Source organism: Photobacterium sp. DNB23_23_1, from assembly GCF_052873815.1.
In genome coordinates this window covers 20,977-38,109 of record NZ_JBNNXT010000049.1, presented here as the reverse complement: position 1 = coordinate 38,109, position 17,133 = coordinate 20,977, and the positions used below count along the sequence as shown (strand labels likewise).

General features: G+C 43.2%; 19 protein-coding genes. 10 read left to right on the top strand and 9 right to left on the bottom strand.

Annotated elements, in window-relative coordinates:
• Positions 1-302 precede the first annotated feature (302 nt).
• Positions 303-425, top strand: coding sequence for a hypothetical protein (locus ACVA53_RS21920; protein WP_446506252.1), 123 nt, complete (start codon positions 303-305; stop codon positions 423-425).
• A 128-nt stretch (positions 426-553) separates the two neighbouring features.
• Here the strand turns inward: ACVA53_RS21920 and ACVA53_RS21915 are convergent, their stop codons facing one another.
• Positions 554-955 (bottom strand): hypothetical protein, encoded by a 402-nt coding sequence (locus ACVA53_RS21915; protein ID WP_255043586.1) that lies wholly within the window; start codon positions 953-955, stop codon positions 554-556.
• 424 nt (positions 956-1,379) lie between these two features.
• Here ACVA53_RS21915 and pepT point away from each other — a divergent pair, with 424 nt between their 5' ends.
• From pepT to ACVA53_RS21900, 3 genes are all read left to right on the top strand, one after another.
• Entirely contained in the window at positions 1,380-2,612 is a 1,233-nt protein-coding gene (gene pepT, locus ACVA53_RS21910; RefSeq protein ID WP_255043587.1) for a peptidase T, read from the top strand.
• A gap of 141 nt (positions 2,613-2,753) precedes the next feature.
• Positions 2,754-3,158 carry an MbcA/ParS/Xre antitoxin family protein gene (locus tag ACVA53_RS21905; RefSeq protein ID WP_446506251.1) on the top strand — a complete coding sequence of 135 codons (405 nt, stop codon included), beginning with the start codon at positions 2,754-2,756 and terminating at the stop codon, positions 3,156-3,158.
• Entirely contained in the window at positions 3,159-3,854 is a 696-nt protein-coding gene (locus ACVA53_RS21900) for an RES family NAD+ phosphorylase (RefSeq protein ID WP_255043589.1), read from the top strand.
• A 47-nt stretch (positions 3,855-3,901) separates the two neighbouring features.
• On the opposite strand, the gene ACVA53_RS21895 is transcribed toward ACVA53_RS21900, so the two are convergent.
• A complete protein-coding gene (locus ACVA53_RS21895; protein ID WP_255043590.1) occupies positions 3,902-4,177 on the bottom strand; it encodes a hypothetical protein in 276 nt (91 codons plus the stop codon).
• A gap of 162 nt (positions 4,178-4,339) precedes the next feature.
• Here ACVA53_RS21895 and ACVA53_RS21890 point away from each other — a divergent pair, with 162 nt between their 5' ends.
• Positions 4,340-4,651 (top strand): hypothetical protein, encoded by a 312-nt coding sequence (locus tag ACVA53_RS21890; RefSeq protein ID WP_255043591.1) that lies wholly within the window; start codon positions 4,340-4,342, stop codon positions 4,649-4,651.
• 56 nt (positions 4,652-4,707) lie between these two features.
• On the opposite strand, the gene ACVA53_RS21885 is transcribed toward ACVA53_RS21890, so the two are convergent.
• Positions 4,708-6,192, bottom strand: a complete 1,485-nt coding sequence (locus tag ACVA53_RS21885) for a carboxypeptidase M32 (protein WP_255043592.1) — start codon at positions 6,190-6,192, stop codon at positions 4,708-4,710.
• Between the two features lie 308 nt (positions 6,193-6,500).
• Here ACVA53_RS21885 and ACVA53_RS21880 point away from each other — a divergent pair, with 308 nt between their 5' ends.
• Together ACVA53_RS21880 and ttcA are read left to right on the top strand one after the other, a co-directional pair.
• Entirely contained in the window at positions 6,501-7,676 is a 1,176-nt protein-coding gene (locus ACVA53_RS21880; RefSeq protein ID WP_255043593.1) for a D-alanyl-D-alanine carboxypeptidase family protein, read from the top strand.
• A gap of 173 nt (positions 7,677-7,849) precedes the next feature.
• Positions 7,850-8,743, top strand: a complete 894-nt coding sequence (gene ttcA, locus ACVA53_RS21875) for a tRNA 2-thiocytidine(32) synthetase TtcA (RefSeq protein ID WP_255043993.1) — start codon at positions 7,850-7,852, stop codon at positions 8,741-8,743.
• Between the two features lie 53 nt (positions 8,744-8,796).
• Here the strand turns inward: ttcA and ACVA53_RS21870 are convergent, their stop codons facing one another.
• Positions 8,797-9,477, bottom strand: coding sequence for a hypothetical protein (locus ACVA53_RS21870; protein ID WP_446506250.1), 681 nt, complete (start codon positions 9,475-9,477; stop codon positions 8,797-8,799).
• A gap of 354 nt (positions 9,478-9,831) precedes the next feature.
• On the opposite strand from ACVA53_RS21870, the gene ACVA53_RS21865 reads away from it, so the two are divergent.
• The 3 genes from ACVA53_RS21865 to ACVA53_RS21855 all read left to right on the top strand — a co-directional run bounded on the left by ACVA53_RS21865 (position 9,832) and on the right by ACVA53_RS21855 (position 11,764).
• Positions 9,832-10,752, top strand: coding sequence for a LysR family transcriptional regulator (locus ACVA53_RS21865; RefSeq protein ID WP_255043991.1), 921 nt, complete (start codon positions 9,832-9,834; stop codon positions 10,750-10,752).
• Positions 10,753-10,950: 198 nt separating this feature from the next.
• A complete protein-coding gene (locus tag ACVA53_RS21860) occupies positions 10,951-11,226 on the top strand; it encodes a hypothetical protein (RefSeq protein ID WP_255043990.1) in 276 nt (91 codons plus the stop codon).
• A gap of 166 nt (positions 11,227-11,392) precedes the next feature.
• The gene (locus tag ACVA53_RS21855) at positions 11,393-11,764 is read left to right on the top strand and encodes a hypothetical protein (protein ID WP_255043989.1); all 372 of its coding nucleotides are present in this window, start codon (positions 11,393-11,395) and stop codon (positions 11,762-11,764) included.
• Positions 11,765-11,826: 62 nt separating this feature from the next.
• Here the strand turns inward: ACVA53_RS21855 and uspE are convergent, their stop codons facing one another.
• The 5 genes from uspE to ACVA53_RS21830 form a co-directional block, all read right to left on the bottom strand.
• Positions 11,827-12,765 carry a universal stress protein UspE gene (uspE, locus tag ACVA53_RS21850; RefSeq protein ID WP_255043988.1) on the bottom strand — a complete coding sequence of 313 codons (939 nt, stop codon included), beginning with the start codon at positions 12,763-12,765 and terminating at the stop codon, positions 11,827-11,829.
• A 272-nt stretch (positions 12,766-13,037) separates the two neighbouring features.
• Positions 13,038-13,793 carry an FNR family transcription factor gene (locus ACVA53_RS21845; protein ID WP_255043987.1) on the bottom strand — a complete coding sequence of 252 codons (756 nt, stop codon included), beginning with the start codon at positions 13,791-13,793 and terminating at the stop codon, positions 13,038-13,040.
• Positions 13,794-13,868: 75 nt separating this feature from the next.
• Entirely contained in the window at positions 13,869-14,546 is a 678-nt protein-coding gene (locus tag ACVA53_RS21840; RefSeq protein WP_446506254.1) for a sulfite exporter TauE/SafE family protein, read from the bottom strand.
• Complete coding sequence (ccoS, locus tag ACVA53_RS21835) at positions 14,536-14,745, bottom strand: cbb3-type cytochrome oxidase assembly protein CcoS (RefSeq protein ID WP_255043986.1); 210 nt, start codon at positions 14,743-14,745, stop codon at positions 14,536-14,538. Before ccoS ends, ACVA53_RS21840 begins: the two co-directional genes overlap by 11 nt.
• Positions 14,738-17,131, bottom strand: coding sequence for a heavy metal translocating P-type ATPase (locus ACVA53_RS21830; protein WP_446506249.1), 2,394 nt, complete (start codon positions 17,129-17,131; stop codon positions 14,738-14,740). The genes ccoS and ACVA53_RS21830 overlap by 8 nt, the downstream gene beginning before the upstream one ends.
• Positions 17,132-17,133 lie beyond the last annotated feature (2 nt).

The window sequence follows — 17,133 nt, the reverse complement described above, 5'->3', positions numbered from 1 at the left end:
GCCATCTGTCGTCTTTAAAACGATGGTTATGGCTGCTTGATATTAGAGGGTGTCGCACTTCGGAGTTGAATTCGGGCATAAGAACTCCTTGGTTTAAATTCATCTTATGTACTATTTGAGAGAAAAGTTTAAACCAATGTCACACATACTGAATAGCAGCTAAATAAGATGTGAGTTCTATAGTGGGTGATCAACCTTTTACATTTTTACACACTTTATCTTCGGCTAAGCCGAGGTATAGAACAGGTCAAGGCGAAGTGATCCAATAATAATACAAATAGGTTTGGGCTAAAGGAATGTTGATGTTGAAGGGGCGATCGTACATTTCGATGATGGTGAACATGCTGTCATCGTTCGTCGACAGTGGAGTCGTTGGTTCTTATCAACTTGCGGTAAAAGTTACGCCTTCGATCTCTCAGCTCTGATATTCTGCTTTAAATCGAGGAATTTGTACTTTAAGTGGTGAGATATATTCACGTTAGAGAGTAATTAAATGGAATATATAAAGCCCGGGAATATTTCCGGGCTTTTTCGTGTTTGAATAGAGGGATGGTTAAACATATAAATCACTATTAGCTGCTTTGATTCTGATACCTCCTTTCTTGTGTTCGGTCACTTTTAGACCTCTAAGAGTTTCGTATGAGATATAGAGCTTGGCATTGTCATTGCACCATTTTGACACTTGAGAGTCTAAAAGAGAGTTGGGTAAGTAACGAGAGCGACAACATTGAGAAAAATTAAGTTGTGCTTGACGCTTGAACTCTGAAGCAATACGAGGATAGAACAAATCTAGCTTTCCATTTCCATCTTTATTGCACAGGTGTAAATTTGCTTTCAACTGGCCTTTCTGATATCTCAATTTTAGTTTGGCTGGAATACTCTCATTCATAACTGGAATTTGAACATCCACGGTTTTATCAATTGATTGATGCGGTAGAAATAGATTGGTAAGCATAAGACCTCCTTGGTTAAATTCATCTTATGCACTAATTGAAAAAATTTTTTCAACCAATGTCACACATACTGAATGGCAGCTAAATAAGATGTGATTTCTATAGTGGACGATCAACATTTTACATTTCCACACACTTTATATTCGGATTCACCGAGGTGTTTAACAGGGCTAAACGAAACATCCTTATAATATTACAAGCTTGATGACTTTTTTGTGAGCGGTTTTTCGCTAGCGCTGCTGGTCAAATTGTTGGGTATTTAAACAATAACTCTGCAACTAGTGCGGTTTTCTTTAAAAAAAGTGGTCGGCGCTCTAAACGAACTGCATTTAATGCACAAAAAACTGATTCATCGCAATTCATTTAACTGCTCCTATCGGGATACTTGCTCGGTGTATTAATCTAATTGAACTAAATGAGTGGGACATGGATAACTTAATTGAGCGTTTTTTACGATACGTGAGCTTTGAAACTCAATCTAACCCTGCCAATGCCCACTGCCCAAGTACTGAAGGGCAGCGCGTATTAGCTCAGCAACTGAAAGATGAATTGGTTGAACTTGGCCTTTCAGACGTCACTTTGGATGACAATGGCTACCTGACAGCTTGCCTGCCTGCGAATGTCAGCCATGAAGTGCCGGCGATTGGTTTTATCGCTCATATGGACACAGCACCTGATGCATCAGGTAAAGATGTAAGGCCTCAGATTGTTGAGAACTATCAGGGGGGGGATATTGCTCTAGGCATTGGGGATGAAGTGCTATCACCCGTTCATTATCCAGATCTCAATAAGCTGCACGGCCACAACCTGATCACAACTGATGGCACGACTTTGCTAGGTGCCGACAACAAAGCCGGTATTGCTGAAATTATTACAGCCGTCGCTTATTTGAAAGCCAACCCTGAAATCAAACATGGCGATATCTGTATTGGCTTTACGCCGGATGAAGAGATTGGCCGTGGGGCTAACTTGTTTGATGTTGAGAGTTTTGGTGCTCAATGGGCATACACCATTGATGGTGGCCCAGTTGGTGAGTTGGAATATGAAAATTTCAATGCGACGTCAGCCGATGTTATTTGTCACGGTGTGAACGTCCACCCAGGTACAGCCAAGAATAAAATGGTTAACGCCATGAACATCGCTGCACAATTTCAATTAATGATGCCAGCAGAAGAAACACCAGAATGCACTGAAGGCTACGAGGGTTTTTATCACCTCAAATCCATGGAGCCAGCTGTTGCACGTACCGAACTTGGCTACATTATCAGAGACTTTGATACTGAAGGTTTAGAGCGCCGTAAGGCCTTTATGCAGGCTAAAGTTGATGAGCTGAATAGTCAGCTACCGAAAGGGAGTGTAGAGCTGGTATTAACCGACAGCTACAACAACATGCGTGAAATGGTTGAGCCTCATCCTCACATTATCGAACTAGCTAAACAAGCGATGATTGAGTGCGATGTAAAACCAGATATCAAACCGATCCGTGGTGGTACTGATGGCGCCCGTTTGTCATTCATGGGGCTACCTTGCCCGAATATCTTTACAGGCGGTTATAACTTCCATGGTATTCATGAGTTCATCACCATTGAAGGTATGGAGCAAGCCGTTAAAGTGATTGTGAAGCTTGCTGAGAACACGGCAAAAAGCACTCAGTCATAATCTTTATTGGTAAGCAGCCAGATTTAGCGTACCACTAGATACCCAGCATTTGCTGGGTATTTATATTTTGTTTGTCCATTTATGGTTATTTTTAATCCCATATGCTAGCTTTGTCTATATATGTACAGGTGGAGTGGCGAAATGAGTGCAGCCCAGGTCAATCAATCTCAACAGCAGACACAGGCGGGTAATACCGTATTGCCTGTGGTATTCAATATCCTTGATAAATGGTCATGCAGTCAAAACCAGCAAATGGCGCTGCTTGGTTTGAGTAACCGATCGACGCTTAACAAATACCGGTCTCACCCTGAATCTGCCAAGGTCTCAAAAGATCTTTTGGAAAGAATGAGTTATATACTGAATATTCATAAGTGCCTGCGAATTATGTTTACCGCCGATGAGAGTGTTTATAACTGGGTACAAAAGCCAAACAGCCATCCTTTTTTTGCTGGCCGCTCGGCGATGGACGTTATGTGTGAAGGTAAAGTGGTGGATTTATTTCAAGTCGCAACCCGACTTAATGCATGGCGCGGCGGGCAATCATAAATGGACATAGAACTGGATGAGTTGGGGGTGGTGTCTTTTTCTGAACAGCTTTGCTATCGATTGATCCCTTCCAAATACCCACCAATCAACTTGTATGAAGATGTGGCCGAGCCTGAACAGCTTGAAGCTATTTTTGCCATCGAGGCGATAACCAACCCCCGTTTGGCTGAAGAAACCGGTGATTTTGGCCGTATTCCGCCGGAAGAAAGGTTAGTCGGTATTCCCCATTGTAGCTATATCATGGCAGCGTTTACCCATGTGAACCCTGATGGGGCTAGATTCAATGCCGCAGACTTCGGTGGCTATTATGCTTCACCTGAAGTGAATACCGCAATTAAAGAGACTGTGCACCATATAGAGCGAGTGATGGGTTACACTAATGAGCCAGCACAAGATATCCAGATGCGGTGTATTGACGCTTGGTTTAACGCCGAGTTGGTTGATTTACGTGAGCAGCATTTACTTGACTCTACGCTATATCATCCAACCAATTATACTCATTCGCAAGCGCTGGCGGTGGATGTGAAAACGGCAAAAGGTGACGGTATTGTTTACCAGTCAGTTCGCCACCAGGGCTATGACTGCTATGTATTATACAAGCCAGTGTTGGTGAGTAAGGTATGTCAAAGTCGCCATTTCACTTACAAATGGAACGGTGATTCAATCAATTCTGTACTTGAATTGAATTTAGTCTGAACTGCATTTGGCACTGGGGTCTGAACCAGTGCCTTTTCTGATGAGTGCTACAACTTTGGTTGATTTTTAACATCTGGGTGTTTGTCTATTTCATCTACCATCCAGTCATTAAGGTGTTTTAAAATCGCAAGAACGGCATGGTCTTTTGTACCTTTTTGATTTTCAGCAACTTCCAGTTGTTGTTTCACATGCATGCCCGTCTGGTCTTCTGCAATGTGAAGCCAATCAGGGTGCCAATAAAAGCTTTTTCCTTGTTTAGTGATCCAATTATGAACACCAGACTCTTCGCCTTTGTAATCTAGATCGCCTGCTGTGAATTTCATGACATACCTCCGACAGTGATAATGCTATGAGTATATACCCAAGTCACTTGAAGCTACTTGAGATTAAGGTGGATAATGAATCCAGGGAGTGGCAGGAAATGGTAAGTGGTGTTTTTTTTGTACTGTTAATATATGGCCATCAGTCAGCGATGAGAAACAGTTATGTACATTATGAATAACGTATCAGAAGCATCATCAAACGGTATCCACGGAACTTTACATCATCTAAAAGCTGAGGCTAACGAGTGGAAACTGGAAGTTGAAGAACTAAAAGTGAGCCTAAAAGTTGCAGAATATAAGATAATTAAGAGTACTTCATTTTATCGAGAGACAAAATCGCTTGAGAGGCTACAAGGGATAAAGCACGTCAAATTAGACTACGACAGGCTAGAAGCGCGACTAAAGTACGCATCATCACAACTTACTACCATAAGGGCACAAATTACCTTCTTAAAAAAAGCCGCTCATATTTAGCGGCTTTATAATTAAAACGCGTTAATTCGTATCCGGATAAAGCTAAGTTGAGCGAGTTACTTCAAATAACGTTGCTCTAGGTGTTGTTTGAAGAACTGTGCATTAAGTCTTTCGCCAGTGGCATCAATTAATAGTTGATCGGTTGAGACCGTCGAAGCGCGTTTCCAAACATGGCGATCTAACCAGTTAAAAATAGGTTGTAAATTACGCTCACGCACAAGGTTATCAACATTCATCTCTTTATTAATCGACACCATAAACTGGGCTGCATACATCGCACCTAAGGTGTAGGACGGGAAATAACCAAAGGCACCGAAGGTCCAATGAATGTCCTGCATGCAGCCATCGATAAAGTTCCCTTTGGTTGAAACCCCCAAGTATTCAGACATTTTTTTATCCCATAATTCAGGGATATCTTCGACTTCAATCTTACCTTCAATCAAATCCCGCTCGATTTCATAGCGTAGAATGACATGAGCCGGGTAGGTTGCTTCATCGGCATCGACACGGATATGTCCGGGTTTAACTCGGGTATTTAGCAAGGTAAGGTTTTCAGCTGACAAGGCTGGGTCATCACTACGCTGGAATGTTTCGGCCGCCATCGGCGCCAAGGTTTCGATGAACAACTCGTTTCTTGATAGCTGCATTTCAAAAAATAGGCTTTGTGATTCATGGATGCCCATTGATCGCGCTTTACCTACGGGTAATCCTGCCCACTTTTCAGGTAAACTCTGCTCATAACGAGCATGGCCCGTTTCATGAATCACTCCCATTAGCGCGGAGGTAAAGTCAGCTTCATCATAACGGGTGGTAATACGAACATCAGTTGGTACACCACCGCAGAAAGGGTGCATACTCTTATCAAGTCGGCCATGGTTGAAATCAAAGCCAAACTTAGTCATTAATGCATGACTTAAACTTTGCTGTTGTTCTACCGGAAAGGGACCGACAGGTTGGATACTAATATCCTGGCTTTGACGCTCCATAATTTGAAGAATGAGATCAGGCAGCCAACTTTTGACCTCACTGAATAATTTATCAAGTTCATGGGTGGTCATTCCCGGTTCGTACAAATCAAGCAAGGCGTCATAGCGGCTTAAACCAGTGGCCTCAGCACGGATTTGTGCTTCTTGTCTTGCTAATTCAACCACTTCTTTTAGGTTCTGGCTAAATCCTTGCCAGTCGTTTTTTTCACGCTGTGTTCGCCAAGCATGTTCACATTTAGAGCAGGCTAGGGATTTCTTCTCTACGAGTTCTGCGGGCACAATATTGGCTTGCTGCCAGCTTCGCTGCATTTCAAGAAGGCTTGTCACATCATCAGCTTCTAATTGCTCGCTGTTTGCTTGTTCAAACCAACCAGACAGATACGGGGCAGTTGATAGTTCATGCTTAATAACGGCGAGCTCGGCCAATGCTTCTGAACGGGCTGTGTTCCCCCCCTCAGGCATCATTGCTGCCTGATCCCAGCCACAAATAGCTTCAAGGTGTTCAAGCCGAGAAATCTTTTTATGATGGTGTACTAATTTTTGGTAGAAAGTCATTATCATTCCTTTATTTTGACGCATCTCAGCCTGAGAAAATGTTATTTTACGTTATCTTAACGGCATTTTAATACATACGCTATGCATTGATACTGGATTACATAGACGATCAGAAGCGATAAGCATCGAAATGCAAGACGTTGAGCAGGATATGTTGTTTGAAATCCGATATCTTGGGTTAAAAATACACCAACTTAAACATCCAGTTGTAACGGATGTTACAATAACGTAAGACTTCGTAAAGCTTACAAGATTTCATTCTTGGGTTCGATATACTGCCCCCAACAACACCATCGATGGCGAGAATAATGAAAACACAACTGAAACACACTTTTCGCACTTTAATTGCAGGTACACTTTGTCTTTCGGCCTCTGCCTTTGCTGCGCCTACAGTCATCCCTGATGCCCCCATTCTTGGTGCCAAGGGTTATATCTTGATGGATTACTATACTGGTCAAGTATTGGTTGAGAAGAATGCCCACGAGCAACTTAACCCTGCAAGCCTAACCAAATTGATGACCAGCTATGTTGCTGGCCAGGAAATGAAAAGCGGTAATATTAACGAAGATGATCTTGTCGTGATCAGCCGTAATGCTTGGGCTCGTAATTTCCCTGATTCATCAAAAATGTTCATTGAGGTGAATACCGAGGTGAACATGATGGATTTATATCGAGGCTTGATTGTTCAATCTGGTAATGATGCCAGTGTGGCGATTGCTGAACATGTTGCAGGGTCGGAAGGGGCGTTTGTTAGCCTGATGAATTCTTGGGCCAAAAAACTCAACATGAACAACAGTTCGTTTTCAAATCCTCATGGCCTTGATAGCGATAAGCTTTACTCTACGCCTTACGATATAGCACTGCTAGGTCGCGCATTAATTAATGATTTACCTAATATCTATTCTATTTACAGCGAGCGTTCGTTTACCTACAACGATATTACCCAGCGCAATCGTAACGGTCTACTTGCTGACCGAAGCATGAATGTAGACGGTATGAAAACCGGTTATACCAGCGGTGCTGGTTATAGCCTAGCCAGTTCTGCAACTGAAGGTGACATGCGTTTGATCTCAGTGGTTATGGGGTCGAGCAGTCCAAAAGCTCGTGAGGCTGAAAGTAAGCAGCTGCTAAACTACGGTTTCAGATTTTTCCAGACCGTATCACCTCATAAGAAAGGCGATGAACTCATTAACGAAAAAGTGTGGATGGGTAACGCCGATTCTATTTCACTGGGTACGATAGAAGACACCTACGTGACATTGTCACGTGGTGATGTCAGCAAAATGAATGCAACGATAGAGCTAAACTCTGAGCTAACGGCACCGATTAGCGAGGGCGAAATTGTTGGTAAGATCTTCTACCAAGTCGATGGTGAGGATGTATCTGAAGTACCGCTGGTTGCGCTAGAGTCAGTAGAAGAAGGTGGCTTCTTTAGCCGCTTGATCGACTACATTAAACTATTCTTCATCGGTTTGTTTAAGTAATTGAATATCTTAGGAACGGAAAGCTAAACGGAGAAAGCCGCATCATAGGATGTGGCTTTCTTTTATCATAGAGAAATATTTCAACTGGCTTGAAAAATCCGTATAATCCTCGCCTTACGAAAATCCAATCAGGAAATCAACCGTCGGCATTGCCGACAGTGTGAGAAATCGCAATGAATCATACAGATACTAGAAAAGAAACACTTGAATTCAACAAACTTCATAAGCGCCTTAGAAGAAATGTTGGTAATGCCATTATCGACTACAACATGATTGAAGAAAATGATGTTGTAATGGCATGCATAAGTGGTGGCAAGGATTCATTTGCGATGTTAGATATCCTATTGAATCTTCAAAAAGCAGCACCAATCAAGTTTGACGTTGTCGCTGTTAACCTAGACCAGAAGCAGCCTGGCTTCCCAGACCATATCCTGCCGGATTACTTTGAGAGCCTCAATATTCCTTACTACATCGTAGATAAAGATACTTACTCTGTAGTTAAAGAGAAAATCCCAGAAGGCAAAACTACATGCGGCCTATGTTCTCGTTTGCGTCGTGGTACGCTGTACTCGTTTGCTGAAAAAATTGGCGCGACTAAACTGGCTCTTGGGCACCATATGGATGACATCGTAGAGACAATGTTCTTGAACATGTTCCATGGCTCTCGCCTTAAAGCGATGCCACCAAAACTACGTTCTGACGATGGACGAAACGTGGTTATTCGTCCACTGACTTACTGCCGTGAAAAAGATCTGATTAAATACGCAGAGCATAAGGAATTTCCAATTATTCCTTGCAACTTGTGTGGTTCTCAAGAAAACTTGCAGCGCCAATCGATTAAAGCAATGCTGACCGATTGGGATAAGAAGGCACCAGGGCGCGTAGAAAGTATTTTTAAATCAATCCAGAATGTCAGCCCAAGTCAGTTGGCTGATAAAAACTTGTTTGATTTCGTTAATCTTCCACTGGATCGTGAAGGTGAAAGGGAAGAGTACGCGTTTAGTGAGGCAACAGTTTCATCAAGTAATATCGATGAATCAATGTTTATTGACGTGACTAACGTTTAACGTCACGCATGTCATATGCATAAAAAAGGCGACCTTGTGGTCGCCTTTTTTAGTTAAAAGTTGAGAGTGTTATTGTATATGTCGGATAACTCTTCTGCATTTATCGATGTAGAAAAATGTGGATCAAAGGCAATAGCATCATCGATGGTGTCAAATTTTTCATCTTGAAGTGCAATTATATCTCGGAGATTATTTATTATAAAATCAATCCAGTTAAAATTATCAAAATCAACATTTACCCAGTCAATATCTTCTGTATGTTCAATAATTTGAGCAAGGCTTTTATCGAAATAAGAATATTTTCCGAATATGCCTGGTAAAATAGGGGTATTGACTAGTAATTTAATTCTTGCATCAAGATTATCAAGGTTTAGGTCCGAGGAGACAATTAACGAAAAAATTTCATCATTTGCTCCATATTCCTTTCCCATACCGATAGTATAGAAAGTATCGTCAAATTCAGAGACTAAAAAAGGGGCATCGTAGGTGAAATTAGCTTCCCCATCTGCAGATTCTACTTTACTGAAAACGTACTTATCGTAGTTTTCACAATAGTCTCCATCTAGTTCTATGTTCTCTCTGTGATAGTCAGACTTAATTTTATCAATTTTGTATTGATTATCAGACAGCTTGACAGAGGCACAATATTGCTCGCTCGCTTGCGGATCGACATCATCACTGTTACAGCCACTGAGTGCTAAAATGGCTATACCTAAAAATATTGCTTTTTTCATTACTCACCTAAAGTCATGCCGTTGAATACATGATGAAAATATGTATCAAAGTCACTTATTTGATATATGCTAACTCTCGAAAGGGTGAGCACTGTCTGATTTACAAAACGGTGTATTTTAATAGGAAGCGAGTGATTTTTGAATATAGCATACGGTCTTTTCTAGCAACTTTCAGCTTAGGTTTAGGTTCTATTTGATGGAAAAAGGCTATCAGCAAGAATATCTTTAAGTACCTGTTTAAATTCAGCTGACTCTTACGGCCGATAAACTAATCATTGCCTTTTACTTATTTAAGTGTTTATTTATTATCAAAGGATTAGCTTTGAAAATTATAAAGCACGTGGAGTAACTACGATGAATATTCTCAAGCTCGATTTAAATTTACTGAAAGTGCTCCTTGTTCTATTAGAGGAACCTAATACTCACCGTGCTGCCGATAAACTAGAGACCAGCCAACCAGCGGTGAGTCGAGCATTAGCACGATTACGCGAAGCGTTAGGTGACCAACTGTTTGTTCGCCATAACCGTGGTTTAAAATTAACCCCACGTGCAGAAGAGCTGGCCGCCGTTTTGCCAGGTATCTATTCACAACTCGATAGAGCATTAGAAAGCAGGGAGTTTGATCCTTCCGAGATGGAAGGCCGTTTTCGAATCGCGCTTAATGGTTTTTTAATTGAGAGCTACGGTACGGAGATCTATCGGCTTTTCAATCACCACTGCCCGAAAGTAGAACTCGAGTTATACAGTTTTGGGTCAAGTACGGTGTCGCAATTGCAAGATGGTAGTTGTGATTTAGCTATCACCTATCAACCGTTACTAACCCCCAAGGCCATCTATCAAAAGAACATTGCGAAGAGCCAGTTTGGGTTTATCTGTCGTCGGGGGTTAGTGGATGAGCAAAAATCAATCCCTATTGAAGAGCTAGATAATTATCGTTGGGCAGGGATGGTGGTGCCGGGCTTTAACGAGCAAATTGAATTAGTTAAAAAGTATGTGAGCTTGAATGCAAAGCCAGCCTTCCGTAGTCAGCACTCCATACCCATTCTTCAAGCCCTAAAAAGTGAAGACATGCTATTCATAGCTCCTCGTGAGCTATACCAGGTCATCGATCATAATAAATTTCAATTTGTCGAAATGGATGAGAAAGAGAATACTGGTCGGCGTGATATTATGGATATTGTCATTGCATATAATCAGCGGCATTGGAACACAGAAAAGTATCAGTGGCTTGAACAAGAAATCAGGCAACTTAAGTTATCTCGGCCTGATGAGTAATCTTGGAATGGCAAATTTGCATTAAGCTAACGTTCAGAGATGCGTTATTGGTATTTCGCTAATCCATTCCTGCCATGGTTTTTAGGCAACTGGCATCATATTATGTGTACATCAAGTGAGGGAGTTCTAAAACCTCACTGAAACTTTCTCAACACTCTCAGGGACAGAGGGTACTGATAATACACATAGAGGTAGGTTATGAAAAAATCAGCTTTCGTTATCATCGGCGCTTTGGTTCTGTCTTCACAAGTTATGGCAAATGACATACTGGATTACCACCTATCAACGGCGGGTGAGCGCACTGCTCCGACGGCTCATTTGATTAAGCAGGCGACTACACCGACAATGAGTGTACTGGAAGCTCAGCTAACCACTTCAGGTGATGCTTCAATGCCTGCAGGACATGTTGGTGATGCCCGAGTACAAGACTCTAGCAACTCAGTATTTGATTATCACTATAATACTGCTGACTAACACCCGAATCGACTCCGTTAGAGGGGCTGATGCGAAAGCGTCGGCCCTTTTCTTATGTTGAAAAGAAAACCTTGTATGAGAGTCACGGCAAAAGTGAATATTGATAGGATGTGAATCGTAATCAGTTATAATGGTGAAAGACAACAAATCATTATAAATCAATATTATGCTTATACTGAACATGGTTCGCCGTACATTGCCTATCAAAACAATATTTGTTGCACTGAGTTTGACCGTATTAGCTGGCTGCTCGTCTTCGCAATCACAAGAGTTGGGTATGCGCAGTAGTACAGTAACGAAGACGCCTCAACAAATGAGTAATCTTGAAATATGTGAGACTTATGCCTTTGGGCGAAAGGCTACGCATACACGGGTCGCCATCGCTAGTGAGTGGAATCGACGAAACATAAGCCATGCGTACTGCGATAAGATCAGAAATGAGTTGTACCTGACAGCCTTGTTGAAAAAACTCGCGAATGCCGAAGAAAAACCAGGCAGCAATCAAGTACAGCCCGTTCAGCCTATTGAGTTGCGGTAAGAAGCAGACGATTCAACAAATAAAGCCTCTTTCGAGGCTTTTTCTTTACCCGTATTGCGTTGCTAAATGTTAGGGCTTAACGGGCTGACATAACCATCAGGCTTCAAAGCCAGTAAATCACAATTCAAGCTATCGATTGTGTGCTCAGCTGTATTACCAATAAATACAGCGGATAAGCCTGTACGCCCCGTTGTTCCCAAAATAACCAGCTCGGCATCGATATCTTGAGCAACCTGAGGAATGATATCCTCTGGTAACCCTTCAAGCACATGGGTTTGCTCTTCAGGTAAGCCGTGTTTATGACGCAGCGCTTTCATTGATTTCAAGTGGTGGCCCCTTACCGCATCGGTATAGGAGGCAGGGTCGAACTCCGGAAGTTCTATCGTGATGTTAACCGGTGTCGCTGGATAGGCATTGACAAGGTTAACCTCTGCTCCAAGCAAATCAGCTACCGTTTTCGCTTCATTTACAATGGAATCATTGAGCTTATCATGGGTTTCGTCATCGGCAGCAAGGTTAACACTGGCAAGGACTTTTCCGTTTTCGGGCCAACTATGATCTTTTACCATCAGAACCGGACAAGGGCATTTACGCAGTAAGTGCCAATCTGTTGGGGTGAATATCACAGAGCCGATTTTATCGTGATCATGTGTCGCCTTGATCAGCAGATCATGATGATTGCTAAAGACTTCTGCAATGATGGCTTCATACGGGCGGTTATGCCATACAACAGTAAGCTGTATGTTAAAACCGTCGTCAGTATATGGACGAATGATATCTTTTAGCCACTCTTCACGCTGCATAACGACACCTCGGCGCATGGCTTGTCGCTCGTCTGCTGAAAGCATCGAGGTCATCTCGTATGAGAAGTCATAAATAGCGAGGAAAAGGGTGATTTTTACATCGTCGGAACGACGAGCAAGATGTATAGCGCGAGACAATGCTGGTTGATGATCCTGCTCAGGATCGACAACAACGAGTATATTGCTGTACTTGGTCATAACGGCCCCCTTACACAAACCGTGTTGGCGTCTAAACCAGTCTCTGTTCCCTCAAAGGAATGATATCGATCTGTCACTTTTGGGCAGAGAAACATTCAGAGTAATTTAACCCAAATCGGGTGCTTGCTTGTAACGTAACGAAAAAGCGTCTTTGGATACTAATAACTGTAACGTAAAGGGAAGAAATAGGGGAGTGGAGGGAGAAAATTAATATAAAAAAAGTGATACGGCTCGCGTATCACTCTTTATAAACATTCACTTAGGCAATTCTTTTAAGCGATAGTGTTTTTGTTTACACCTGCAAGTTTTGCTAACTCTTCGTGATTAAGGATAGTAATGTACTTCCCTTTTACACTGAGCATTTCAGACTTTTGGAAACGTCCGAGTAAGCGGCTGATCGTTTCAACCGTCAGGCCTAAGTAGTTACCGATATCACCACGGGTCATTGTCAGGCGGAACTCACGAGGAGAAAAGCCACGCTGTGAAAAACGTAGAGACAAATTGTATAGGAAGGCAGCCAAGCGTTCTTCCGCATTCTTTTTGGAGAGCAGCAAAATCATTTCCTGATCCCCTTTAATTTCGTTACTCATCAGGCGCATGATTTGCTGACGAAGTTTTGGCATTTTCCCTGACAGATCATCCAGAATTTCAAACGGGATTTCACATACCATCGATGTTTCCAGAGACTGGGCAAAGCTCGGATGCATCATTTCATTAATGGCATCAAAACCTACTAAATCGCCAGCCAGGTGGAAAGCTGTGATCTGCTCGTCACCTTGTTCAGTGATGGTGTAGCTTTTGATTGTACCCGAACGAATTGCGTATAGTGATTTCAGCTCATCTCCAGCTTTGAATAGCTCTTGGCCTTTCTGAATGGGCTTCTTGCGTTCGATAATTTGATCCAGCTGATCTAGCTCAGACTCATTCAACGTAAATGGAATACACAACTGACTGATGCTGCAATCCTGACAGTGGATAGCACATCCGCCTGATTGGATTCGTTTGGTTGTTAGTTTGTCTGGAATCATAAGCCTGTCTAACCAATTTGATGTAGGTCAATATTTTACCATAATATGAATCATTATGACGAGTATTAAAAAAGCCTACATTATTTGTTTGATTGCGATATAACCAGTATGAACCCCGTAGGCCAATAACAGCAAGGCACTCGCTCTTTTAAAATAAAGGTTCTTAAGCCATTTTTGTAACTGGTTTGCCATTGAGCCCACTGCTAGCATGGCAGGTAGCGTGCCCAAACCGAATGCAAGCATCACACTTGCACCCGAGGTAGCGCTCCCTGCAACCGCCGCCCAGCTCAAAGTGGAATACACTAAACCACAAGGTAGCCACCCCCAGATCATTCCAAAGGGAATCGCGGCAAAAGGGCTACGTAAAGGTAACAGTTTTTTTGCGGCCGGTGAGAGGTAACGCCATAAGCCTTCACCAATGACTTCAATTTTACTGACACCATGCCACCATTGACCGATGTATAATGCGAGTAAAATCATCATCGTAGCAGCAAGAAAGCGTAAAGTGGCTAAAGCTGTCACTTGTCCGCTATAGCTTGCTAGATTTGCAAAAGCGCTGCCTATTATCGCGCCGGCAATCATGTACGATGCGATTCGACCCAGATTATATAACACTAAATACGGCCAGCGGGAAGATTGTTGATTACCTTGAATACCAAGAGTCAGAGCGGCAGATACGCCTCCACACATCCCTAAACAGTGGCCAGCCCCCATCAAACCTATAACGAAGGCTGCATAAAAATCAGCGGTTATCATGGCTATCACTTATTTCATTTTCAGACTGCTTAATCTTGCTTTCGGTCGGCTTTGACTCATCTTCATCGAAAAGAATATCGTAGCCTTGGCGCTCAAGATCTTCGAACTGTTCAGTACGAACTGCCCAGAGGAAAATCCCGACAGCGATGCACACAAATACAATCGCAATAGGTATTAATAAGTAAAGACTAGCCATTTTCTTTTAATAACCTTAAGGAATTTGAAACAACGATAATAGAACTGCCTGACATACCCACAACCGCAATGTAAGGGGCAACAAAGCCTGCCACCGCCAGCGGTAGAATGATCAAGTTGTATCCCAGTGCCCAAGCCAGATTCTCACGAATAATTTTTCGTGTTTTCTGGGCTAGCTTTCTGGCACGTAAAATGCGGGATAGTTGATCACCCAGCAATACCATATCAGCCGATGACTTGGCTATATCCGTTCCGCCGCCCATAGCAACAGAAAGGTGTGCACCCGCCAGTACGGGGGCATCGTTAACACCATCACCGATCATCAAGGCTACTTTGTCTTTGCTTAAGCTTCTAAGGTATTCCAATTTGCCTTCAGGAGAGGCTCCTGCTCTAAGGTTATCAACGCCTAGTTTATCGGCTACCACTTGTGCTGATGCTGAATGGTCACCGGTTAGCATAGTGACTTGAATACCTTCTGCCTGAAACTGTTTAATTAGTTCAGGGCTATCCTCTCGGATAGGGTCATCCAACATAAAGCTCGCCACAAGCTCACTATTACAGCTTAGCCAAACTTGATAGTGGTTATCACATGATGCAAGCAACTGGTCCTTTTTCGGGTTGGTTTCTAATACAAAGTCGACTTTGCCAATCCGCCATTCTTGGTCATCAATAGAGCCTTTAAGACCGCTGCCAATAACATTGTCTACCTCATCAAACCGTGGTGTCTCATCACGGTACACGGAGAATGCCCGTGCGATGGGGTGATTCGCAAAGCGTTCGAGTTCCGCCGCCATTTGCAAAGCTTGTTCTTGTGAATGGTTGTTGAAGGTCTGTGTGTTAACCAGCCTGATATTGCCTTCGGTAAGCGTGCCTGTTTTATCAATAACGAGTTGATTCACATTGCATAATGTTTCAAGCACATGGCCACGGCGTAACAAAATGCCTAGACGTCCGAGGCTTGAGGTTGAGCATGTCAGTGCCGTTGGCGTAGCAAGGGAGAGGGCACAAGGGCAAGTCGCAACCAAGACGGCAAGCGTGATCCAAAGGGCATCCTCTGGACGGTGTTGATGCCAGTACAGCCAAGTTGCCGCAGAGATAATCAAAATACCAGCAACAAAATAGCGGGCGACAATATCAGCAACTTCAGCAACCTTCGGTTTTGAGCTCTGTGCTTCGTCTTGCAGTCGGACAATGTTAGATATCAAAGAGTTTTGGCGATCTTTGGTGACCTTCAAGGTAATGTGGCTGTCGCCATTTATAGTACCTGCGTAAACCATATCGCCAGTCGCTTTTGTAACCGGCATGGATTCACCGGTTAACATGGACTCATCAATTGCCGTTTGGCCTTTTACTATTTCGCCATCGGCCGGAAGGCTTTCACCTGGTAGTACAGTGACAACGTCACCAGCTTTTAGTGTCTTAGCCGCAATTTGTGAACCATCATCCAATGTTGCCATTGCGGGTACCAACTTGAGTAGGTTGGCGCTGGCAGCAGCAGCCTGTCGGCGTGCCCTCATTTCGAGAAAGCGACCGAGCAGCAAGAAGAAAGTGAACATCGAAATTGATTCAAAGAACACCTCGCCTTTTTCCATCACAGTTGCATAGAGGCTAGCAACATAGGCAAACAGCAAGGCAATAGAGACAGGGACATCCATACCTAGTGTTCTTGCCCGAAGATTACGCCAGGCGTTGAGATAAAACGGCAGGGCAGAGTAGAGTAAAACGGGAGTGGCGAAAATTAAACTTACCCAGCGGAGGTAGTTTTTGAACTCGGCATCTAAGTCACCGAAGATCTCAAAATACAGTGCGACGGCTAGCATCATGACTTGCATGGTCGCAATACCCGCAATGCCAAGTCGATATAGGTAACCTTTCATGGTGCGGTGGTATTGTTGCTCTTGAGCATCCGCTTCAAAAGGGGCGGCTTTGTAGCCTAAACGATGGATAACACTTAAAAGGTGGCTGAGCTTTACGCTTTCAGGATCCCAAGCTAATAGGGCTCGGTGAGTAGTCGTATTGACCCTGATAGAAACCACACCTGGTTCGCGTTTAACTTGCTTCTCGATTAGCCAAGCACAGGCCGCACAAGAAACCCCATCGAGTGACAGTGACGCTTCTTTACTATTTTCGTTATCACGAACGAACTCCTGTTGAATTTCATCATGATCATAAAGTAGGAGTGATTGCAGCTGTTGCGGTACCAAGTCGGCTTTTTCCGCCGGTGCCGTGCGGTATTCGTAATAAGAGGTGAGGCCACTATCCACAATGGTTTGTGCTACCGCTTCACAGCCAGGGCAGCACATGTCACGTATTTTGCCAAGTATTTCTACATGATGCTGGCAACCCTGTGGAACAGGATCGCCGCAGTGGTAACAGTCTTTCGTCATTC